Origin of the sequence: Pseudomonas sp. KU43P (genome assembly GCF_033095865.1) — a bacterium.
GTDB lineage: Bacteria > Pseudomonadota > Gammaproteobacteria > Pseudomonadales > Pseudomonadaceae > Aquipseudomonas.
Genome location: NZ_AP019365.1, coordinates 3,827,196 through 3,843,746, shown reverse-complemented (window position 1 = coordinate 3,843,746; position 16,551 = coordinate 3,827,196). Strand labels below are relative to the sequence as shown.

The following is a 16,551-nucleotide window of genomic DNA, read 5'->3' as shown; positions in this document are numbered from 1 at the left end:
ACCCTGTGGGAGCCGGCTTGCCGGCGATGGGCCGCAAGGCGGCCCCAGCTACCTCAAGCCTGCCAGATCCCCTTACCCACCAACCGCTCCCGATCATGCGACACGTTGAAATCCTGCAACGGCCCTTTGGGCACGATCCCATTCGGATTGATGGTCTTGTGGCTCATGTAATAGTGCTTCTGGATGTGCTCCATATCCACCGTCTGCGCCACCCCCGGCCACTGATACAGCTCCCGCAGCCAGTTCGACAAATTCGGATAATCACTCAAGCGGCGCAAATTGCACTTGAAGTGCCCGTGGTACACCGCATCGAAGCGCACCAGCGTGGTGAACAGCCGCACATCAGCCTCGGTCAGGTACTCGCCTGACAGGTAACGCTGCTTGTCCAGCACCCCTTCCAGGTAATCCAGCTCATTGAACACCTCATCGAACGCCGCCTCATAGGCCTCCTGCGTAGTGGCAAAGCCTGCGCGATACACGCCGTTGTTCACCGCCGGATAGATGCGTGCATTGAGCGCTTCGATGGCCGGCCGCAGCGGCTCGGGATACAGGTCCAGATGGTTGCCGGTCAGCTCGTTGAAGGCGCTGTTGAAGATGCGGATGATCTCCGACGACTCGTTGTTCACGATGCGCTTTTCCTGCTTGTCCCAGAGCACGGGCACGGTAACCCGGCCGGTATAGTGCGGGTCATCCTGGGTGTAGCGCTGGTGCAGGTAGGTAAGGCCGTCGAGGTGGTCGCCGCTGGAGCCTTGCTGCTGGTCGAAGGTCCAACCGTTCTCCTGCATCAGCCAGCTCACCACTGACACATCGATCAAGGGCTCCAGGCCTTTGAGCGCACGCACGATCAGGGTGCGGTGAGCCCACGGGCACGCCAGCGACACATACAAGTGATAGCGGCCGGCCTCGGGGGCAGGCAATTGATTGCGGCGCTGGGCATTTTCGCGCTTGAAGGCGCCGTCCTTGCCGTTTTCATACCACTGGTCATGCCAGCGGCCGTCGATCAAAAGGCCCATGGTGAGCTCCTCGGAACAAAGTCGTTTGTCGTTGGAGCCCAGTCTAGGGGATATCGTTCGAACAACTAGCGCAAAGACTGCGGGGTTTATATCTAGTTATTCGATTGGTTGCGTGTGTTCCAGTAGCCGCGAGCGGTCGCGAATGCCTGCTCTCGACCCTGACCCAGGCCGCGCAAGCCCAAGGCCATGGTGGCGACCACGGCCATTTCACCGTAGCTGTCCTCGGCCTCGCCGCGCCAGACCGCCAGCAGCTGTTCCGGCTGCAGGCTTGCTGGCTTCACATGGCGGCGCTCGCTCAGCGCTGGCCATTCTTCATCCCAGTTTTCGCCCGCCGTGGTGCCATACAGGTGGCTGATCACATCGGGGTTGACCTCGATCTCCCCGCCGTCGCCCTTGATCACCACGGCATGGTCGCCGAGCAGGCGGCTGGCTTCGCGGTGCACGGCCTGGTAGCCGGGGTGGAAGATGCTCTGCAGGCCGCAACGTGCGCCAAGCGGGTTCAGTACGCGCGCCAGGGAGTGAATGGGCGAGCGCAGGCCGAGGGTGTTGCGCAGGTCGATCATGCGCTGCAACTGCGGCGACCAGTCCTGTAGGGGCGCGAAGGCCAGGCGCTGCTGGTCCAGGGCCTGGCCGACCGCCGGCCAGTCGCGGCACAGCGGAATCTCCAACAGGGCCAGCAACTGCTCGGTGTACAGGCGCCCGGCGGTATGAGCGCCGCCTCCGTGCAGGAGGATGCGCACGCCGTTGCTGGCCAGGCACTTGGCCGCCAGCAGGTACCAAGGCAGGTGGCGCTTCTTGCCGGCATAGGTGGGCCAGTCGAGATCAACCGCGATGCGAGGTGCTCGCAGGTGCGCGCGTACGGCTTCGGTGAAGCCGGCCAGTTCCTCGGCGCTCTCTTCCTTGTGCCGCAGCAGCATGAGAAAGGCACCGAGCTGGGTGTCTTCGACCTTGCCTTCGAGCAGCAGGGTCATGGCGGCGTGGGCTTCTTCGCGGGTAAGGCCGCGCGCACCGCGCTTGCCCTTGCCAAGGATGCGCACGAAGGCAGCGAAAGGGTGTTCGGCCGGGGTTTCCAGGATCAGCGGGCGAGCGTCGGTCATATGCAATTGGTCGGCTTGGGCAGGCCCGCCAGCTTGGCAGCGAGTTTGGCGGGGGTGCCATTGAACAGGCGGTTGAGGTGCGGGCTGTTGCCCTTTTCCGCGCCCAGCTTGAGCGCGGTGTACTTGATCAGCGGGCGGGTGGCCGGCGAGAGCTGGTATTGGTCGTAGAACTGGCGCAGCAGTTCGAGAATCTCCCAGTGATCGGTGGTCAGCGCAATGTTTTCGCGCTCAGCCAGTGCCTGGGCAACGTCGTGGGACCAATCTTGCAGGTCGACCAGGAAGCCGTCCTTGTCCAGGGCAATCGCCTGATCGCCAATGGTCAGTGTGTTCATAGCCAGCTGTTGACCTTGTCGTAGTGCAGCGACAGGCCGACGAAGGCTTGGTAATCCACTGCCTTGGCCAGCTCGCTGCTGATGGCGCGCGCTTGCAGGTCCTCGTCGAGGGCGAACAGGCGCTGGTCCAGGCCGGCAACCTGCAAAAGGCGCTGGGTGTCGCTGCCGTCGCGCAGGGCGTATACCGCATCGCCGCACAGCAGCAAGGCATCGTCGCTGCCGAGCAGGCGCAGGCAACTGTCCAGGCGGTCATCGCCGAAGGGGGAATGGGAGATCACGTGCAAGGTCGCCATCAGAGCGTCACCACTTGGTCGTATCGGGCAATCAGGGCCTTCAGTGCTGCGTCGTCCAGCACTTCCACGGGCAGTTCCAGGGTGTCGCCGGCCAGCCCTCGGCGGGCTAGGCTGCGCTGGCAGGCATACAGGTCTTCGACGCCGAACATCGGCAGCGCTTGCAGATTGGCGCCGAGGTTCTTCTGCTGCACGGCAGAGGGTTGCTGGCCGGGGGCCAGCTGGAATACGCCGTCATCTAGAAACAGCATGCCCAACGGCAGGTCGAACGCGCCGCCTGCCAGGGCGATGTCCAGCGCCTCGCGTGCGCTAGGGCCGTGCCACGGCGCCTGGCGGCTGATGATCAACAAGGATTTGGCCATATCAATCGCCTCCGAAACAGACCAGACGGTCCGCCAACTGCGCCGCTTCATGCAGTTGGCCGAGGCCTGAAAGCTCCCAGGGCTGGGGCAGGTTCACTGCCGGGCGCTGGTAACGCGTGGCTTCGGCCTGATCGAGCACGCCCCGGCGCAAAGCGGCGGCAATACACACCACGGCGTCCAGTTTCCAGGCTTCGATGAAGGCCCGCCACTGGGCAGCGACATCCAGCTCGTCCTGGGGCGCGACGATGTTGGCCGAGGCGCTGTGCACCCCGTCCTGATAGAAGAACAGCCGGGCAATCTCATGCCCGTCGGCCAGCGCCGCCTCGGCGAAACGCAGGGCGCGACGCGAGGAGGGCGCATGGGCCGGGGAAAAAACCGCGATGGCGAATTTCATGGAAAACTCGAATAAAGGAATGCGGCCATGATAAAGCAAAAAGCCCGCGCGGGTGGGCGCGGGCTTTGTCGGCTGAAGCTCGCCAGGTCAGGCGTGAGCCTTGCTCTCCGGCAGGAACCAGTTCAGCAGCAGGGCGCAGATGCCGCCGGTGGCCACACCCGATTCCAGCACATGGCGGATCGCCGCAGGCATGTGCGCAAGGAACTCCGGCACCTGGGCCACGCCCAGGCCCAGCGCCAGCGATACCGAAATGATCAGCAGGGCGCGGCGGTCAAGGCGGGTGCTGGCCAGGATGTTGATGCCCGACGCCGCTACCGCACCGAACATGACCATGGCCGCACCCCCCAGCACCGGCTCCGGCACCGCCTGGATCACACCGGCAACGCTCGGGAACAGGCCCAGCAGCACCAGCATCACGGCAATCCAGATACCGATATGGCGGCTGGCGATGCCGGTCAGCTGAATCACACCGTTGTTCTGCGCGAAGATCGAGCTGGGGAAGGTGTTGAACAGGCCGGCCAGCAGCGAGTTGGCACCGTTGACCAGCACGCCACCCTTGATTCGCTGCATCCACACCGGGCCTTCGACCGGCTGGCGCGAGACCTTGCTGGTGGCTGTCACATCACCAATGGCTTCCAGCGAGGTCACCAGGTAGATCACCAGCATCGGGATGAACAGCGCCCAGGAAAAGCCCAGGCCGAAGTGCAGCGGCGTCGGCACCTGGAACAGTGCAGCCTGGTGCATGCCGGTGAAGTCCAGGCGGCCCAGGTAGCCCGCCAGGGCATAGCCCACGGCCAGGGCGATGACGATGGCGCAGCTGCGCATCCACACCACCGGGATACGGTTGAGGATCACGATGATTGCCAGCACCACACCCGACAGCAGCAGGTTCTCGCCGTTGGCGAAGGTGCCATCGGCCATCGCGCCAAAGCCGCCGCCCATGCTGATCAGGCCGACCTTGATCAAGGTCAGGCCGATCATCAGTACCACGATGCCGGTGACCAGCGGGGTGATCAGGCGTTTGACGAACGGCAGGACGCGCGACACACCCATCTCGACGAACGAGCCAGCGATGACCACGCCGAAGATCGCTGCCATCACGCTTTCCACCGGCGTACCCTGCTTGACCATCAACGCGCCGCCGGCAATCAGCGGGCCGACGAAGTTGAAGCTGGTGCCCTGGACGATTAGCAATCCTGCACCGAATGGGCCGAAGCGCTTGCACTGGACGAAGGTGGCGATACCGGAAATTACCAGGGACATCGACACGATCAGGTTGGTGTCACGCGCCGAAACGCCCAGCGCCTGGCAGATCAGCAAGCCCGGGGTGACGATGGGGACGATGATTGCCAGCAGGTGTTGCAGCGCCGCCAGCAGGCCGATCAACAGCCGTGGCTTGTCCTCGAGGCCAAGCACCAGTTCATTGGCAGGCGCCGCCGCGCCTGGGCTGTTTTCGTGTGAGCTCATTGCAGGTTGCTGCCCCGGAGGAAAAAGGAGCGCATTCTACGGAATGAAGAGGGATTGGGGTAGGGGAAAGCACGTTGGCGGCAAGATCGGCGACCATTTGCCTTTTAAGCTGACTTTTAGGTCAATTTATGCGGTGGATTTTTTGGGGCCGCCTTTGGATTTGAGGTGGTGCAAAAATCGAGCGCCGCACTCCTCACAACGAACACTCCTCAACCCAAACACATTTCCAAATCCCGCCCACAAAAAAGCCCGCCGAAGCGGGCTTTCTCTCAAAACTCAACCAATCAGTCGTCACGGCCCATGATGCCGAACAGCTGCAACAAGCTGATGAACAGGTTGTAGATCGACACATACAGGCTGATGGTCGCCATGATGTAGTTGCGCTCACCCCCATGGATGATCGCGCTGGTCTGGAACAGGATGCAGACCGACGAGAACAGCACGAAGCCCGCGCTGATTGCCAGTTGCAGCCCGCTGATCTGGAAGAAGAAGCTCGCCACCACGGCACCCAGCAGCACGAAGAAGCCTGCGGTGATGAAGCCGCTGAGGAAGCTCATGTCCTTGCGGGTGATCAGCACATAGGCCGACAGGCCACCGAACACCAACGCAGTCATGGCAAAGGCCGAGCTGACCACTTCGGCGCCGCCACTCATGCCCAGGTAACGGTTGAGGATCGGGCCGAGAATGAAGCCCATGAAACCGGTGAGGGCGAAGGTCGACACCAGGCCCCAGACCGAATCACGCAGTTTGGCAGTGAGGAAGAACAAGCCATAGAAGCCGATCAGCACCACGAACACGTTCGGGTAGCGCACGCCCATCTGTTGCGAGATGTAGGCCATGACACCGCTGAAGGCGAGGGTGAGTGCCAGCAGGCTGTACGTGTTGCGCAGGACCTTGCTGACCTCGCGCTGCTCGACCTGCTGGCCGTTGTGTACGGCATAATCCTGTTCGCGCATGGCGACACTCCTTGATGAACCTGTGGTTTTGAAACGTTCAGATGCAAAGGAGTCTACCAGAGGTTCCGCAACCGGCGTCATAGAGAGTTTGACAGCGTGTTTCATTACGGTATTATGGCCGCCGCAAAACGAGCTGGAAGCGTGGCCGAGTGGTTTAAGGCAACGGTCTTGAAAACCGTCGATGGGCAACTATCCTAGAGTTCGAATCTCTACGCTTCCGCCATCTTCAAAGCCCTGATTATTCAGGGCTTTTTGCGTTTCTGGGGCACAGAAAAACCAACCGCGCGAGCAGGCCTCATCGCTGGCAAGCCAGCTCACACAGCCATTCCATAAGCCTCCCGACCTGCCCTGTACCTGTGGCAGCCGCGCTTGCCGGCGATGGGCCGTGAAGCACCCCCACACCGACTTCACGCCCTGAGGAAGTCGTTCAACCTGAATCGCGGCATTCGTTCCCCGCACTCCATCTGGCGCACTGCGCGGGCCGGCAGGTACCCTGTGCACGCCGTTGTCGCACATGGACTGCCGAAGGAATCACAGCGCATGACCCGTCAAGCCCTCAAATACTGGTATCTGGTGCACAAGTGGACCAGCCTGGTCTGTACCGTGTTCCTGCTGCTGTTATGCCTGACCGGCCTGCCGCTGATCTTCCACGAGGAAATCGAAGCGGTCTTCGATCCGCATCCGGTGCCCAAGGCACTGCCTGCCGATGCCCCGGCAATCGATTACGACAATGTCATCGCCGGGGCACTCGCCGCACGTCCGGACGAAGTGGTGCGCTTTGTCGGTCTGGAACCGGAAGACCCCTATGGCGCGGTGTTCACTGGCAAGACCTTGGTACCGCCGCCACTGGACGGCCACGTGCACCTGTTCGACAAGCGCAGCGGTGAGCTGTTTGCCCCCGAGCCACCCGACACCGGCTTCATGGATGTGGTACTGCGTCTGCACACCGATCTGTTCCTCGGCCTGCCCGGCTACTTGCTGCTGGGTGCGATGGGGCTGCTGCTGGTGGCCTCGCTGGTGTCTGGGGTGGTGGTCTATACCCCGTTCATGCGCAAGCTGGAGTTCGCCACCGTGCGCACCGGCCGCAGCCGTCGGTTGCAATGGCTCGATCTGCACAATGTGCTGGGCATGGTGACCCTGGTGTGGGTGATGGTGGTAGGCGTCACCGGGGTAATCAACACCCTGGCGCTGCCCATCGTCGGGATATGGCAGAACGGCCAGTTGGCCGAAATGACTGCACCGTACAAGAATGCGCCGCCGCTGGAGTCCCTCGGCTCGCTGCACGCGGCGCTGGAGACGGCGCGGGCAGCGGCACCCGAACTGGAGCCGGTATTCGTCGCTTTCCCTGGCACCCTGTTCAGCAGCCAGCACCACTATGCGGTGTTCATGCGGGGCAAGACCCCGGTGACCTCGAAACTGCTCAAACCGGCGCTGATCGATGCCCAGACCGGGCAATTGACCGACATGCGTGACATGCCGCTGTACGTCCGTGCGCTGCTCATCTCGCAGCCGCTGCATTTCGGCGACTACGGACGCTTGCCCTTGAAGATCGTGTGGGCGGTGCTCGATGTGATCGCCATCGTGGTCCTGGGCAGCGGCGTGTACCTGTGGTGGGGGCGCCGTCGCCAGGTGCCCGATGTGCCAATGGCGACAGAGCAGAGGGCAGGGGCATGAGGCGCGGGCTGTGGCGGATCTTTCGCTGGCCGCTGCTGATCGGCCTGCTGGCGGCGCTGGGGCTGCTGTCGGCGCTGCTGGGCGATGGTGTGTACGACGTGGTGTCGTGGCTAGCCTTGGGGTTGCCGCTGATGATCGTCGGCGGCGTGTGGCTGTGGCGTCGAAAACACGCTGGCCGCCGAGCGCCCGACGTCGATCGCGTCCCCTTGTAGCATCCGCCGGCATACATCACTGAAAAAAGGGCGCTATCGCGCTCGTTGGCCTGCCGCGCTGAGGATTACAACGCCTTTTCCCGGCAATGCTGCAGCGCGTCGCGAATCATGGCGTTCACCAGCGGGGGGGAGACACCCAGGATCTTGGCGATCTCGCGCTGTTTCATGCCATGGATCCGGCACATCTCGAAGGCGTAGCGGGTGCGCTCGGGCAGGTCGGCCAAAGCCCCGGAAACGCGCTCCAGCACCTGCTGGTCCGATACCAGTGCCTCCGGGGTTTCACCACAGATGGCCGGCGACTCGCTGCTGTCTGCGTCGTGGCACATCAGTCGTTCCTCGAACTGGCGCCGGCGGTAATGGTCGATCGACAGATTGCGCACTACCCGCGTCAGGTATGACGCCTGGGAGTGGATCTGCTCCGATTCGGCAGCATCGTCCACTTTCATGAACGCTTCGTGAACGATGTCTTCGGCGTGGCTACGGCACCCGATGATCTTCGCCGCCAGCCCGATCAGGCGCGAACGCTGGGCAAAGAACACGTCAAGCAAAGGGGACCCACCGTGGGCTGCACCGTGTTTCTGCATGAGGCACCTGATCCATTCCGAGGTCAGCAAGCGAGGTTGGAGAATCTAGTATTACTAAGAATTATTTGCAACAAGTCTCCGATTCAATTGCAGCTCAAATCTGATCATCACGTAGGAAATTGTCTTCTGAAGTTATTCCGCGGTCATTCGTCGTTCTAGGAAATCGCGCCGCAGGCATCCGTGCCAGCCGCTTTCAACCGACAGAAACGGAGAAATTTCAGATGGCTTTCGACCGCGAAGACGCAACGTTCAAGGTACTGGTCAACGCCGAGGAGCAGTACTCCCTGTGGCCTGAGTACAAGGCGGTGCCGGCCGGCTGGCGCGAAGCCGGGAAGCGCGGCCCAAAGCAGGACTGCCTGGACTACATCGAAACGGTATGGACCGACATGCGCCCCCTGAGCCTGCGCCAGCACATGGACGGACAGGCCGGCCGGTGAGTACCTTGCTGACTCTGTTCTGCCTGCCCCACGCCGGCGCCAGCGCCATGGGTTATGCGCGTTGGCGGCGCAGCGTCCCGGCCTGGCTGGATATCCGTCCGCTGGAGCTGCCAGGGCGCGGCAGCCGCCTCAGCGAGCCGCTGGCCACCGATCTGGTCGACCTGGCCGCGCAGCTGGCGCTCGAGATGCGCGGCGAGACCCGGCGCCCCTATGCGCTGTTCGGCCACAGCATGGGTTCATTGTTGGCCTTCGAACTTGCCTGCGCACTGCGCGCCCTGGGCCTGTCGCCGCCGCAGGCGTTGCTGGTGTCGGGTGGTGCGGCGCCGGCCCAGCGCGACTACCTGCGGTTTCGCACGCCGATGAGCGACGAACAGCTGCTGGGCGAGCTGGCGCGTTTGCAAGGGACTCCCGACGAAGCCCTGCAGGACCCGGAACTGATGCGCCTGGCCCTGCCGGTGCTGCGTGCCGACTTCCTGTTGTGCGGGCGTTACCGCTACCAGCCCACCGCGCCGCTGCAGTGTCCACTGCACGTATTGGCCGGCAGCCAGGACACGGCCAGCGAAGCGCAACTGCTGGCCTGGCGTGAGCTGGCGGCGACCGACTTCAGCCTCAAGCTGTTCGACGCCGGCCACTTTTTCATCCAGACCCAGGAGCGCGCCGTGCTCGCGCATCTGGCTGCCTGCCTGGCGCCCCATGCGCCGGCCGCACGCCCTGACTCCCACTTCTTTGCAAAGGTGTGAAATGACTGCTCTCCATGGTTCCTTGGTCGAGGCGCTGGTCGCCCATGCCGGCCAGCAAGGCGACAAGCCGGCGGTGCATTTTCTTCTCGATGGCCAGAACCAGCGCCTGACGCTGAGCTACGCCGAACTGGACCGCCGTGCCCGAACCTTGGCCGCGGAGTTGGCACGCCACGCAGGCGCTGGCGAGCGCGCGCTGTTGCTGATGCAAAGCGGGCCGGGCTATGTGGTGTCGTTCTACGCCTGCCTGTACGCCGGCATCATCGCGGTACCGGCGCTGCCGCCTGAATCGCTGCGCCAGTACGAACTGAGCCGGGTGCGCGCCATCCTCGATGATGCCCAGCCACGCCTGGTGCTGACCGAAGCGCACCTGTGCGACTCGCTGCAACAAGCATTCGCCGAGGCGTTGCCCACGGTGCTGGCCGTCGATGCGCTGGCGCTGACCGAGGCTGAGCTTCCCCCGCCAGCCCTGCCGGCGGGGGAAGCCATTGCCTTCCTGCAGTACACCTCCGGCTCCACCGCCACCCCAAAAGGCGTGGAGGTCAGCCACGCCAATCTGGTGGCCAACGAAGGCATGATGGTGCGCGGCTTCGATCTGCACCCTGGTGACACCTTTGTCAGTTGGCTGCCGCTCTACCACGACATGGGCCTGATCGGCTGCCTGCTGCTGACGATCTACCGTGGCGCGACCTTGGTACTGATGTCGCCGCGGCATTTCGTCGAGCGCCCCGCACGCTGGCTCGAGGCGATCAGCCACTACCGAGCCACCCACACCGGCGCCCCGGACTTCGCCTTCCGCCTCGCCGCCGAGCGCACCAGCGACAGCGTGCTGGCCAGCCTCGACCTGAGCAGCCTGCGGGTGCTGTTCTCCGGCTCCGAACCGATCCGCCAGGACAGCCTGCTGGCCTTTGCCAATCGTTTCAGCGTCTGCGGCTTCGACCCGCTGGCGTTCCTGCCGTGCTACGGGCTGGCCGAGGCCACCCTTTACGTCACCGGCACCACCGCCGACGAGCCTTTCGTCAGTGCAAGCTTCGACAGCCACGCCCTCGGTGAGCACCGCGCCGAACTGGGGGAGGGCAGCTTGTTGGTCAGCAGCGGGATCCTCCAACCTGGGCTGGACGTGGTCCTGGTCGATCCGCACAGCGGCGAGCATCAGCCTGACAGCTGCATTGGCGAGATCTGGATCAGCGGCGCCAGCGTCGCCCGAGGCTACTGGCGCAACCCCGAGGCGACCTCCAAGGCTTTCGTCGAGCGTGATGGGCGCACCTGGCTGCGCTCCGGCGACCTGGGCTTTTTGCGCGAGGGCCGGCTGTTCATCACCGGGCGCCTCAAGGACATGATCATCGTCCGCGGCCAGAACATCTACCCGCAAGACCTCGAGCGTGCGGTGGAATACAACGTCGAAGGCGCGCGCAAGGGCCGGGTGACTGCCTTTGTGGTCGACCAGGCCGACGGCGAGGGCATGGGTATCGCCGTGGAGATCGGCCGCGCCACCCAACGCAAGATCGCCGCCGCCCAGATCTGCGCCGAGATCGACCGGGTACTGGCCGACGTCTGCCAGCAGGCGCCGGTGTGGGTCGCCTTGCTGCAACCTGGCGAACTGCCCAAGACCTCCAGTGGCAAGCTGCAGCGTTCGGCGTGCCGCCAGATGCTGGAGCGCGGCGAGCTGGACTGCTTCCACCTGCGTCGCAATGACCAGCCGCCGTTGCGCCAAGGCCAGCCACTGCAAGGGGAGGGGCAGCAGCAGGTGGGTGCTGTCTGGGCCGAAGTGCTTGGCCAGGCTGAAGTGTTCGCCGATGACAACTTCTTCGCCCTTGGCGGCAACTCCATTGCCGCCACCCAGATCATCGGTCGCCTGCGCGAGCAACTGGGGGTGAACTTGCCCCTGGCCTGCCTGTTCGACAATCCGCTTCTGGCCGCCTTCGCCCAGCAAGTGTCCGAAGTCGCTGCCGCCCATGGCCAGCCGCAACTCGTCGCCGACCCCGATGCCGCCCTGGTGCCATCGTTCGCCCAGCAGCGCCTGTGGTTCGCCTGGCAGCTGGAACCGCACAGCTCGGTGTACAACGTGCCGATGGCCCTGCATCTGCGCGGCCCGCTGGACGTTGAAGCGCTGCGCGAGGCGTTTGCCACACTGCAGCAGCGTCACGGTGTGTTGCGCACTACCTTCAAGCCCGAAGGCGAGCGTGTGCGCCTGATGCAGCACGACACCCTGGCGTTGGACTTCACCGTCGAGGATGTGGCTGACCTGGCCGAGGCCCGTCGGCGCGCGGCGCAGGAAGCGCGGCAGCCCTTCGACTTGGCCAGCGGACCGCTGCAGCGGGTGCGCCTGCTGCGCCTGGAGGCCCGCGAGCACGTACTGCTGCTGACCACTCACCACATCGCCGTGGATGGTTGGTCGATGCGCAATCTGGTGGACGAGCTGGAAGCGCTGTATGCCTCGCGGCTGGCCGGCCATGACGCAGCACTGCGTGAGCTGGAGGTTGGCTACGGTGACTTCGCCCGCTGGCAACGCGCGCTGCTGGCCGGCCCCGAGCAGGCACGGCAGTTGGCCTACTGGCGCGAAGCCTTGGCCGGCGAACACAGCTGGCTCGAGTTGCACGGCCAGCGCCCGCGTGGCCAGGGCGCGATGGCGCAGTGCGAGCAGTTCACCTTCAGCGCCATGCAGACCAGCGCCTTGCGTGCCTTCGCCGCTGCCAACGGGGTGACGCCGTTCATGCTGTTGCTCGGTGCTTTCGCCATCAGCCTGCGCGAGCAGAGCGGCCAGTCGCGCATCCGCCTGGGCAGCGATATCGCCAACCGCAGCCACCCGGCCGCCGAACCGCTGGTGGGTTTCTTCATCAACCAGTTGGTGCTGCAAGTGGACCTGGACATGGCTGCCAGCAGCGATGCGCTGCTCGAGCAGTGTCGCAGGGTGGTGCTGGGCGCTGCCGGGCATCAGGACCTGCCGTTCGAGCAGTTGGTGGAGGCGCTGCGTCCACCGCGCCGGGCCGGGCGTTCACCCTTCTTCAGCATCAAGCTCAACTACCAGGAAGGCGAGCCACCGCTGCCGCGCCTGCAGGATGTACGGGTCGAGGCGCTGGCCGCCGAGCACCAGGCCGCCGAGCTGGACCTGATCCTCGGCTTCTACAGCAGCGCCAGCCGCCTCGAGGCCCGCTTCGAGGTGCCCCAGGGCCTGTTCGAGCCTGGCGAGCTGGCCGAGCTGTTCGCCCAGATCCAGGCGGTGCTCGACTGCTGGCTGGGCAAGCCCGGCCGTACCCAGGCCGACTTGCTGGAAGCCGCCGCCCAGGTGCGCCGCGCGGCGCGCAGCGCCGACAGCCAGCAGCGCCGGCAGTTGCTCGACAGCCAGCGCCCGATGCGCCGGCGCGCCGTGCAGCCCACCGCTAACGCACACAGTGTTGAGGAGCAATGATGAACGACGCCAAGGTCACGGCACTGCCCAGCATGGGCCGTGCACGCAGGAGCATCACCGCCGGCCAGGACGAGCGGGTCGTCTTCACCCCCTTGCTCGAAGGGCACACCTTGCCGGCCCTGTGCCGGCCACGTTTCGCCGGCACTGACCTGGTGGCGTGGCTGGCGCAGCACCGAGAACAGGTCGAGGCGCGTCTGCTGGAGCACGGCGCCATCCTGTTCCGTGGGTTCGACGTGGACGGCATCGACGGCTTCGACCGCTGCGTGAAGGCGATGTCGGGCGGTGCGCTGGAATACCTGTTCCGCGCTTCGCCACGCACCCAGATCAGCCGCCAGTTCAATGTCTACAGCTCCACCGACTATCCCAGTGACGAGCGCATCTTCCCGCACAACGAGCACTCCTACTCGCCGGTGTTCCCGCTGCACCTGTATTTCTACTGCGACCTGCCGTCGCTGACCGGTGGCGAGACCCCGTTGGGTGACACCCGCGCCTTGCTGCAGCGCATCGACCCGGCGGTGCGCGAGGAATTCCGCCAGCGTCGCATCATGTACGTGCGCAACTACGGCGACGGCATGGGCTTGCCCTGGCAGACCGTGTTCCAGAGCGAAGACCGCGCCGAGGTGGAAGCTTACTGTGCACGGATCGGCATCCGCCCGGAATGGAAGCCCGGCAACCGCCTGCGTACCCGCCAGGTGGGCCCGGCCATCGTCCGTCACCCGCGCAGTGGCGAGCAGCTGTGGTTCAACCACGGCACCTTCTTCAATGCCCTGACGCTGCCCGAAACCCTGCGCGCCGCACTGATTGCCGAGTTCGACGCCGACGACCTGCCGCAGAACACCTTCTACGGCGACGGCGCGCCGATCCCAGGCGACGTCATCCTCCACCTGCAGCAAGCCTACCGGGACGTGATGGTGGAGTTCCCCTGGCAGAAGGGTGATGTGGTCCTGCTCGACAACATGCTCTCGCTGCATGCCCGTAACGCATTCACCGGCCCGCGCAAGATTCTCACCGCCATGGCGATTGCTCAGAAAAGCGCCGACCTGGCACAAGATTGAGGTTCCCCCACATGCAACTGCCTGCCCATCAAGACGCTTTCCCCCTGTCAGCCCAGCAGGGCGCCGTCTTCACCCGCAACGACCAGCCACTGGCGGCCTTCGCCCGCGTGCGCGTGCCGGGTAACTTCGACGAGGCCCGCCTGGGCCAGGTGCTCGTCGAGCTTCAACGCCGCCACGAAGTGCTGCGCACCCGTTACCTGCGCCTGGACGGCCTGCGCCGCCCGGTGCAGGTGGTGGAGCAGGAGGCCCCGGTGCCATTGCAGGCATCTGCCGACCGCGAAACGCTGGAGCAGGTACCTTTCGTTGCCGCCGTGGAGAAGGTTGGCAGCGACAGCTTCGTCGTGCGCCTGGGGGTGGCCCTGGCCAGCGTCGACGGGCAGGCGTTGCAGCAGTTGGCCCGCGAACTGCGCGAAGGTTACGCCGGTCGCCTGGCGCCGGTCGACGAGGAGGCGTTGCAGTACATCGACTATGCCTCGTGGCAGGGCGAGTTGGCCGGCGAGGACATGGGCGTTCGCGGTGGCGCCTATTGGCGCGGCGTGCTGGACGCCACCGCGCCGCGGGCGCCGCTGCCGTTCGAGCGCAGCCGCGATGCCCTGGCCTGTGGCGCCGAGAAAACCGGCTTGCCCGGCCAGAAGTCGCTGAACGTCGCGCAGGTACAACTGGCAGCCGATGCCCTGCTGCAGGCCGTTGACGCCTGCGCCACCGAGCGAGGGCTGGCCGCCGACGACCTGCTGCTGTTCCTGTGGGCAGGTTTGCTGTGCCGCCTTGGCGAACAGAACGAAGTATCGCTGCTGGTCAGCGTGGATGGGCGCAACGCGCAAGTCGATGGCATGCTCGGGCGCTTCGAGCGCCAGTTGCCGGTGAACCTGGCGTTCCCCGCAGACGCCAGCCTGGCCCAGGCACTTGAAGAGTTCCGCAGCCGCCTGGAACAGGCCCGCTCGTGGTTGGAATGCCTTGACGAAGTGGCCATCGAAAACCCCGCCGCCCGCTACGGCTTCGCTGCCAGCGTTGCGGTACTCGATGGCGTCGAACTGGAACTGGATGACTGCATGCTGGCGCCGCTGAGCCTCACCCGCGTAGCCGGCGACCTGCATCTGCACTACGCCACAGGCTCGCTGGAAGCCGAGGTGGCCGCGCTGTGGCTCGAGCAATTCGGGGTGTTCGCCGCTCATGCGCTTGGCGACTTCGAGCAGCGTCTGGCCCAGGTCAGCCTCCTGGATGAAAAGGGTCGTGCGCGCATCCAAGCCTTCGAACGTGGCGCCGACATGCCGCTGGAATCCCCAGGTGCGCTGCACCGCCTGTTCGAGCAGCAGGTCGGTCGGCAAGGCCAGCGTGCCGCCGTGCGCCAGGGCGATGAGGTGTTGAGCTACGCGCAACTCGACCATCGCGCCAACCAACTGGCCCACGCGCTGCAGGCGCAGGGTGTCGGGCGCGACAGCATCGTCGCCGTGTACGCCCCGCGTTCGCTGGCGGCGCTGGTGGCGCTGCTCGGCATCCTCAAGGCCGGAGGCGCCTACCTGCCGCTGGACCCGGACTACCCGGCCGAGCGCCTGGGGTTCATGCTGGCCGATTCCGGCGCCCATTGCCTGCTGGCCCTGGACGCACCGGCCGCCGACATTGCGTTGCCGTCCGGCCTGCCAGTGCTGTCGCTGGCCGATGCTTCGCCGGTCTGGCAGGGGCCGGTTGAGCCGCTGTCGGCGGCAGTCGCCGGCGACGATCTGGCCTATGTCATCTACACCTCTGGCTCCACCGGCACGCCCAAGGGCGTCGCGGTCAGCCATGCCAACGCCCTGGCCTCGACCCTGGCGCGTTTCGTTCACTACCGAGCGCCGCTCGAATCCTTCCTGCTGCTGTCGTCGCTGTCGTTCGACAGCTCGGTGGCCGGGCTGTTCTGGACACTTGGCCAAGGCGGCTGCCTGCACCTGCCGACCGCTGCCCAGGCCAAGGATCCACAAGCCATCGCCGCGCTGCTGGGCGAACACGGCATCTCCCATTACCTGGCCTTGCCGGGCCTGCACGCCGAAGTGCTCGAACACCTGGGCCAGCATGCCCTGCGCACCGTGGTGGTGGCTGGCGAAGCGTGCACGCCGACGCTACTGGCGCGCCATCATGCGCGCCTGCCCGGCGTGCTGTTGAGCAACGAATACGGCCCCACCGAAGGCAGCGTCTGGTGCACGGCGTGGAACGCCGACCAAGGCCCGGTTGCCATCGGCCGCCCGGCACCGGGCATGCGCGTGCTGGTGCTCGACGCCAACCGCGAGCCGGTCGCCGTGGGGCAGGTGGGCGAATTGTACGTGGCCGGTCCCGGCGTCACCCGCGGCTACCTGGCCCGCCCGGCACTCACCGCCGAGCGCTTCCCGACCCTGGCCGATGGCAGCCGTGGCTACCAGACTGGCGACCTGGCGCGCTGGCGCGCCGATGGCCAGCTGGAATTCCTCGGGCGGGTGGATGCACAGGTGAAGATCCGCGGCTTCCGTATCGAACTGGGCGAGGTGGAGGCCGTGCTGGCCAGCTGCGCCGGCGTTACCGAGG

16 protein-coding genes and 1 tRNA gene (1 of these 17 cut by a window edge) are annotated in these 16,551 nt (G+C 65.2%); 8 read left to right on the top strand and 9 right to left on the bottom strand.

Translation table 11 applies throughout. The features are described from left to right. Window positions 1-53 precede the first annotated feature (53 nt). The 8 genes from KU43P_RS17610 to KU43P_RS17575 form a co-directional block, all read right to left on the bottom strand. Window positions 54-1,013, bottom strand: coding sequence for a glutathione S-transferase family protein (locus KU43P_RS17610; protein WP_317658708.1), 960 nt, complete (start codon window positions 1,011-1,013; stop codon window positions 54-56). 92 nt (window positions 1,014-1,105) lie between these two features. Continuing rightward, window positions 1,106-2,110 (bottom strand): glycosyl transferase family protein, encoded by a 1,005-nt coding sequence (locus KU43P_RS17605; RefSeq protein WP_317658707.1) that lies wholly within the window; start codon window positions 2,108-2,110, stop codon window positions 1,106-1,108. After that, on the bottom strand, window positions 2,107-2,442 hold the full coding sequence (locus tag KU43P_RS17600) for a TusE/DsrC/DsvC family sulfur relay protein (protein WP_317658706.1): 336 nt from the start codon (window positions 2,440-2,442) through the stop codon (window positions 2,107-2,109). Before KU43P_RS17600 ends, KU43P_RS17605 begins: the two co-directional genes overlap by 4 nt. After that, a complete protein-coding gene (gene tusB, locus KU43P_RS17595) occupies window positions 2,439-2,735 on the bottom strand; it encodes a sulfurtransferase complex subunit TusB (protein ID WP_317658705.1) in 297 nt (98 codons plus the stop codon). Before tusB ends, KU43P_RS17600 begins: the two co-directional genes overlap by 4 nt. Beyond that, window positions 2,735-3,094, bottom strand: a complete 360-nt coding sequence (gene tusC / locus KU43P_RS17590) for a sulfurtransferase complex subunit TusC (protein WP_317658704.1) — start codon at window positions 3,092-3,094, stop codon at window positions 2,735-2,737. Before tusC ends, tusB begins: the two co-directional genes overlap by 1 nt. Window position 3,095: 1 nt before the next feature. Beyond that, window positions 3,096-3,488: a sulfurtransferase complex subunit TusD gene (gene tusD, locus KU43P_RS17585; protein WP_317658703.1), complete on the bottom strand. Its 393-nt coding sequence runs from the start codon at window positions 3,486-3,488 to the stop codon at window positions 3,096-3,098. 87 nt (window positions 3,489-3,575) lie between these two features. Further along, entirely contained in the window at window positions 3,576-4,955 is a 1,380-nt protein-coding gene (locus KU43P_RS17580; RefSeq protein WP_317658702.1) for a nucleobase:cation symporter-2 family protein, read from the bottom strand. A gap of 284 nt (window positions 4,956-5,239) precedes the next feature. Next, complete coding sequence (locus tag KU43P_RS17575; RefSeq protein ID WP_008094725.1) at window positions 5,240-5,911, bottom strand: Bax inhibitor-1/YccA family protein; 672 nt, start codon at window positions 5,909-5,911, stop codon at window positions 5,240-5,242. A 135-nt stretch (window positions 5,912-6,046) separates the two neighbouring features. On the opposite strand from KU43P_RS17575, the gene KU43P_RS17570 reads away from it, so the two are divergent. The 3 genes from KU43P_RS17570 to KU43P_RS17560 all read left to right on the top strand — a co-directional run bounded on the left by KU43P_RS17570 (window position 6,047) and on the right by KU43P_RS17560 (window position 7,797). Beyond that, window positions 6,047-6,134: transfer RNA gene (locus KU43P_RS17570), tRNA-Ser, on the top strand. Between the two features lie 317 nt (window positions 6,135-6,451). Continuing rightward, window positions 6,452-7,585 (top strand): PepSY-associated TM helix domain-containing protein, encoded by a 1,134-nt coding sequence (locus KU43P_RS17565; protein WP_317658700.1) that lies wholly within the window; start codon window positions 6,452-6,454, stop codon window positions 7,583-7,585. Then, window positions 7,582-7,797 carry a hypothetical protein gene (locus KU43P_RS17560; protein ID WP_317658699.1) on the top strand — a complete coding sequence of 72 codons (216 nt, stop codon included), beginning with the start codon at window positions 7,582-7,584 and terminating at the stop codon, window positions 7,795-7,797. Before KU43P_RS17565 ends, KU43P_RS17560 begins: the two co-directional genes overlap by 4 nt. A 65-nt stretch (window positions 7,798-7,862) precedes the next feature. Here the strand turns inward: KU43P_RS17560 and KU43P_RS17555 are convergent, their stop codons facing one another. After that, window positions 7,863-8,381, bottom strand: coding sequence for an RNA polymerase factor sigma-70 (locus tag KU43P_RS17555; RefSeq protein ID WP_317658698.1), 519 nt, complete (start codon window positions 8,379-8,381; stop codon window positions 7,863-7,865). Window positions 8,382-8,602: 221 nt separating this feature from the next. Here KU43P_RS17555 and KU43P_RS17550 point away from each other — a divergent pair, with 221 nt between their 5' ends. The 5 genes in view from KU43P_RS17550 to KU43P_RS17530 are tightly spaced (at most 11 nt apart) and all read left to right on the top strand, a layout consistent with a single transcriptional unit that may run on beyond the window. Next, window positions 8,603-8,818: an MbtH family protein gene (locus KU43P_RS17550; RefSeq protein WP_317658697.1), complete on the top strand. Its 216-nt coding sequence runs from the start codon at window positions 8,603-8,605 to the stop codon at window positions 8,816-8,818. Continuing rightward, window positions 8,815-9,558: a thioesterase II family protein gene (locus KU43P_RS17545; protein ID WP_317658696.1), complete on the top strand. Its 744-nt coding sequence runs from the start codon at window positions 8,815-8,817 to the stop codon at window positions 9,556-9,558. The genes KU43P_RS17550 and KU43P_RS17545 overlap by 4 nt, the downstream gene beginning before the upstream one ends. 1 nt (window position 9,559) lies before the next feature. Beyond that, a complete protein-coding gene (locus KU43P_RS17540; protein ID WP_317658695.1) occupies window positions 9,560-12,964 on the top strand; it encodes a condensation domain-containing protein in 3,405 nt (1,134 codons plus the stop codon). Continuing rightward, window positions 12,964-14,019: a TauD/TfdA family dioxygenase gene (locus tag KU43P_RS17535; RefSeq protein ID WP_317658694.1), complete on the top strand. Its 1,056-nt coding sequence runs from the start codon at window positions 12,964-12,966 to the stop codon at window positions 14,017-14,019. Before KU43P_RS17540 ends, KU43P_RS17535 begins: the two co-directional genes overlap by 1 nt. An 11-nt stretch (window positions 14,020-14,030) precedes the next feature. Next, window positions 14,031-16,551: the 5' portion of a non-ribosomal peptide synthetase gene (locus KU43P_RS17530; protein WP_317658693.1), read on the top strand. 521 nt of this gene lie beyond the right edge of the window; 2,521 of the gene's 3,042 nt are visible here — the first part of the coding sequence; the start codon lies at window positions 14,031-14,033; the stop codon falls past the right edge of the window.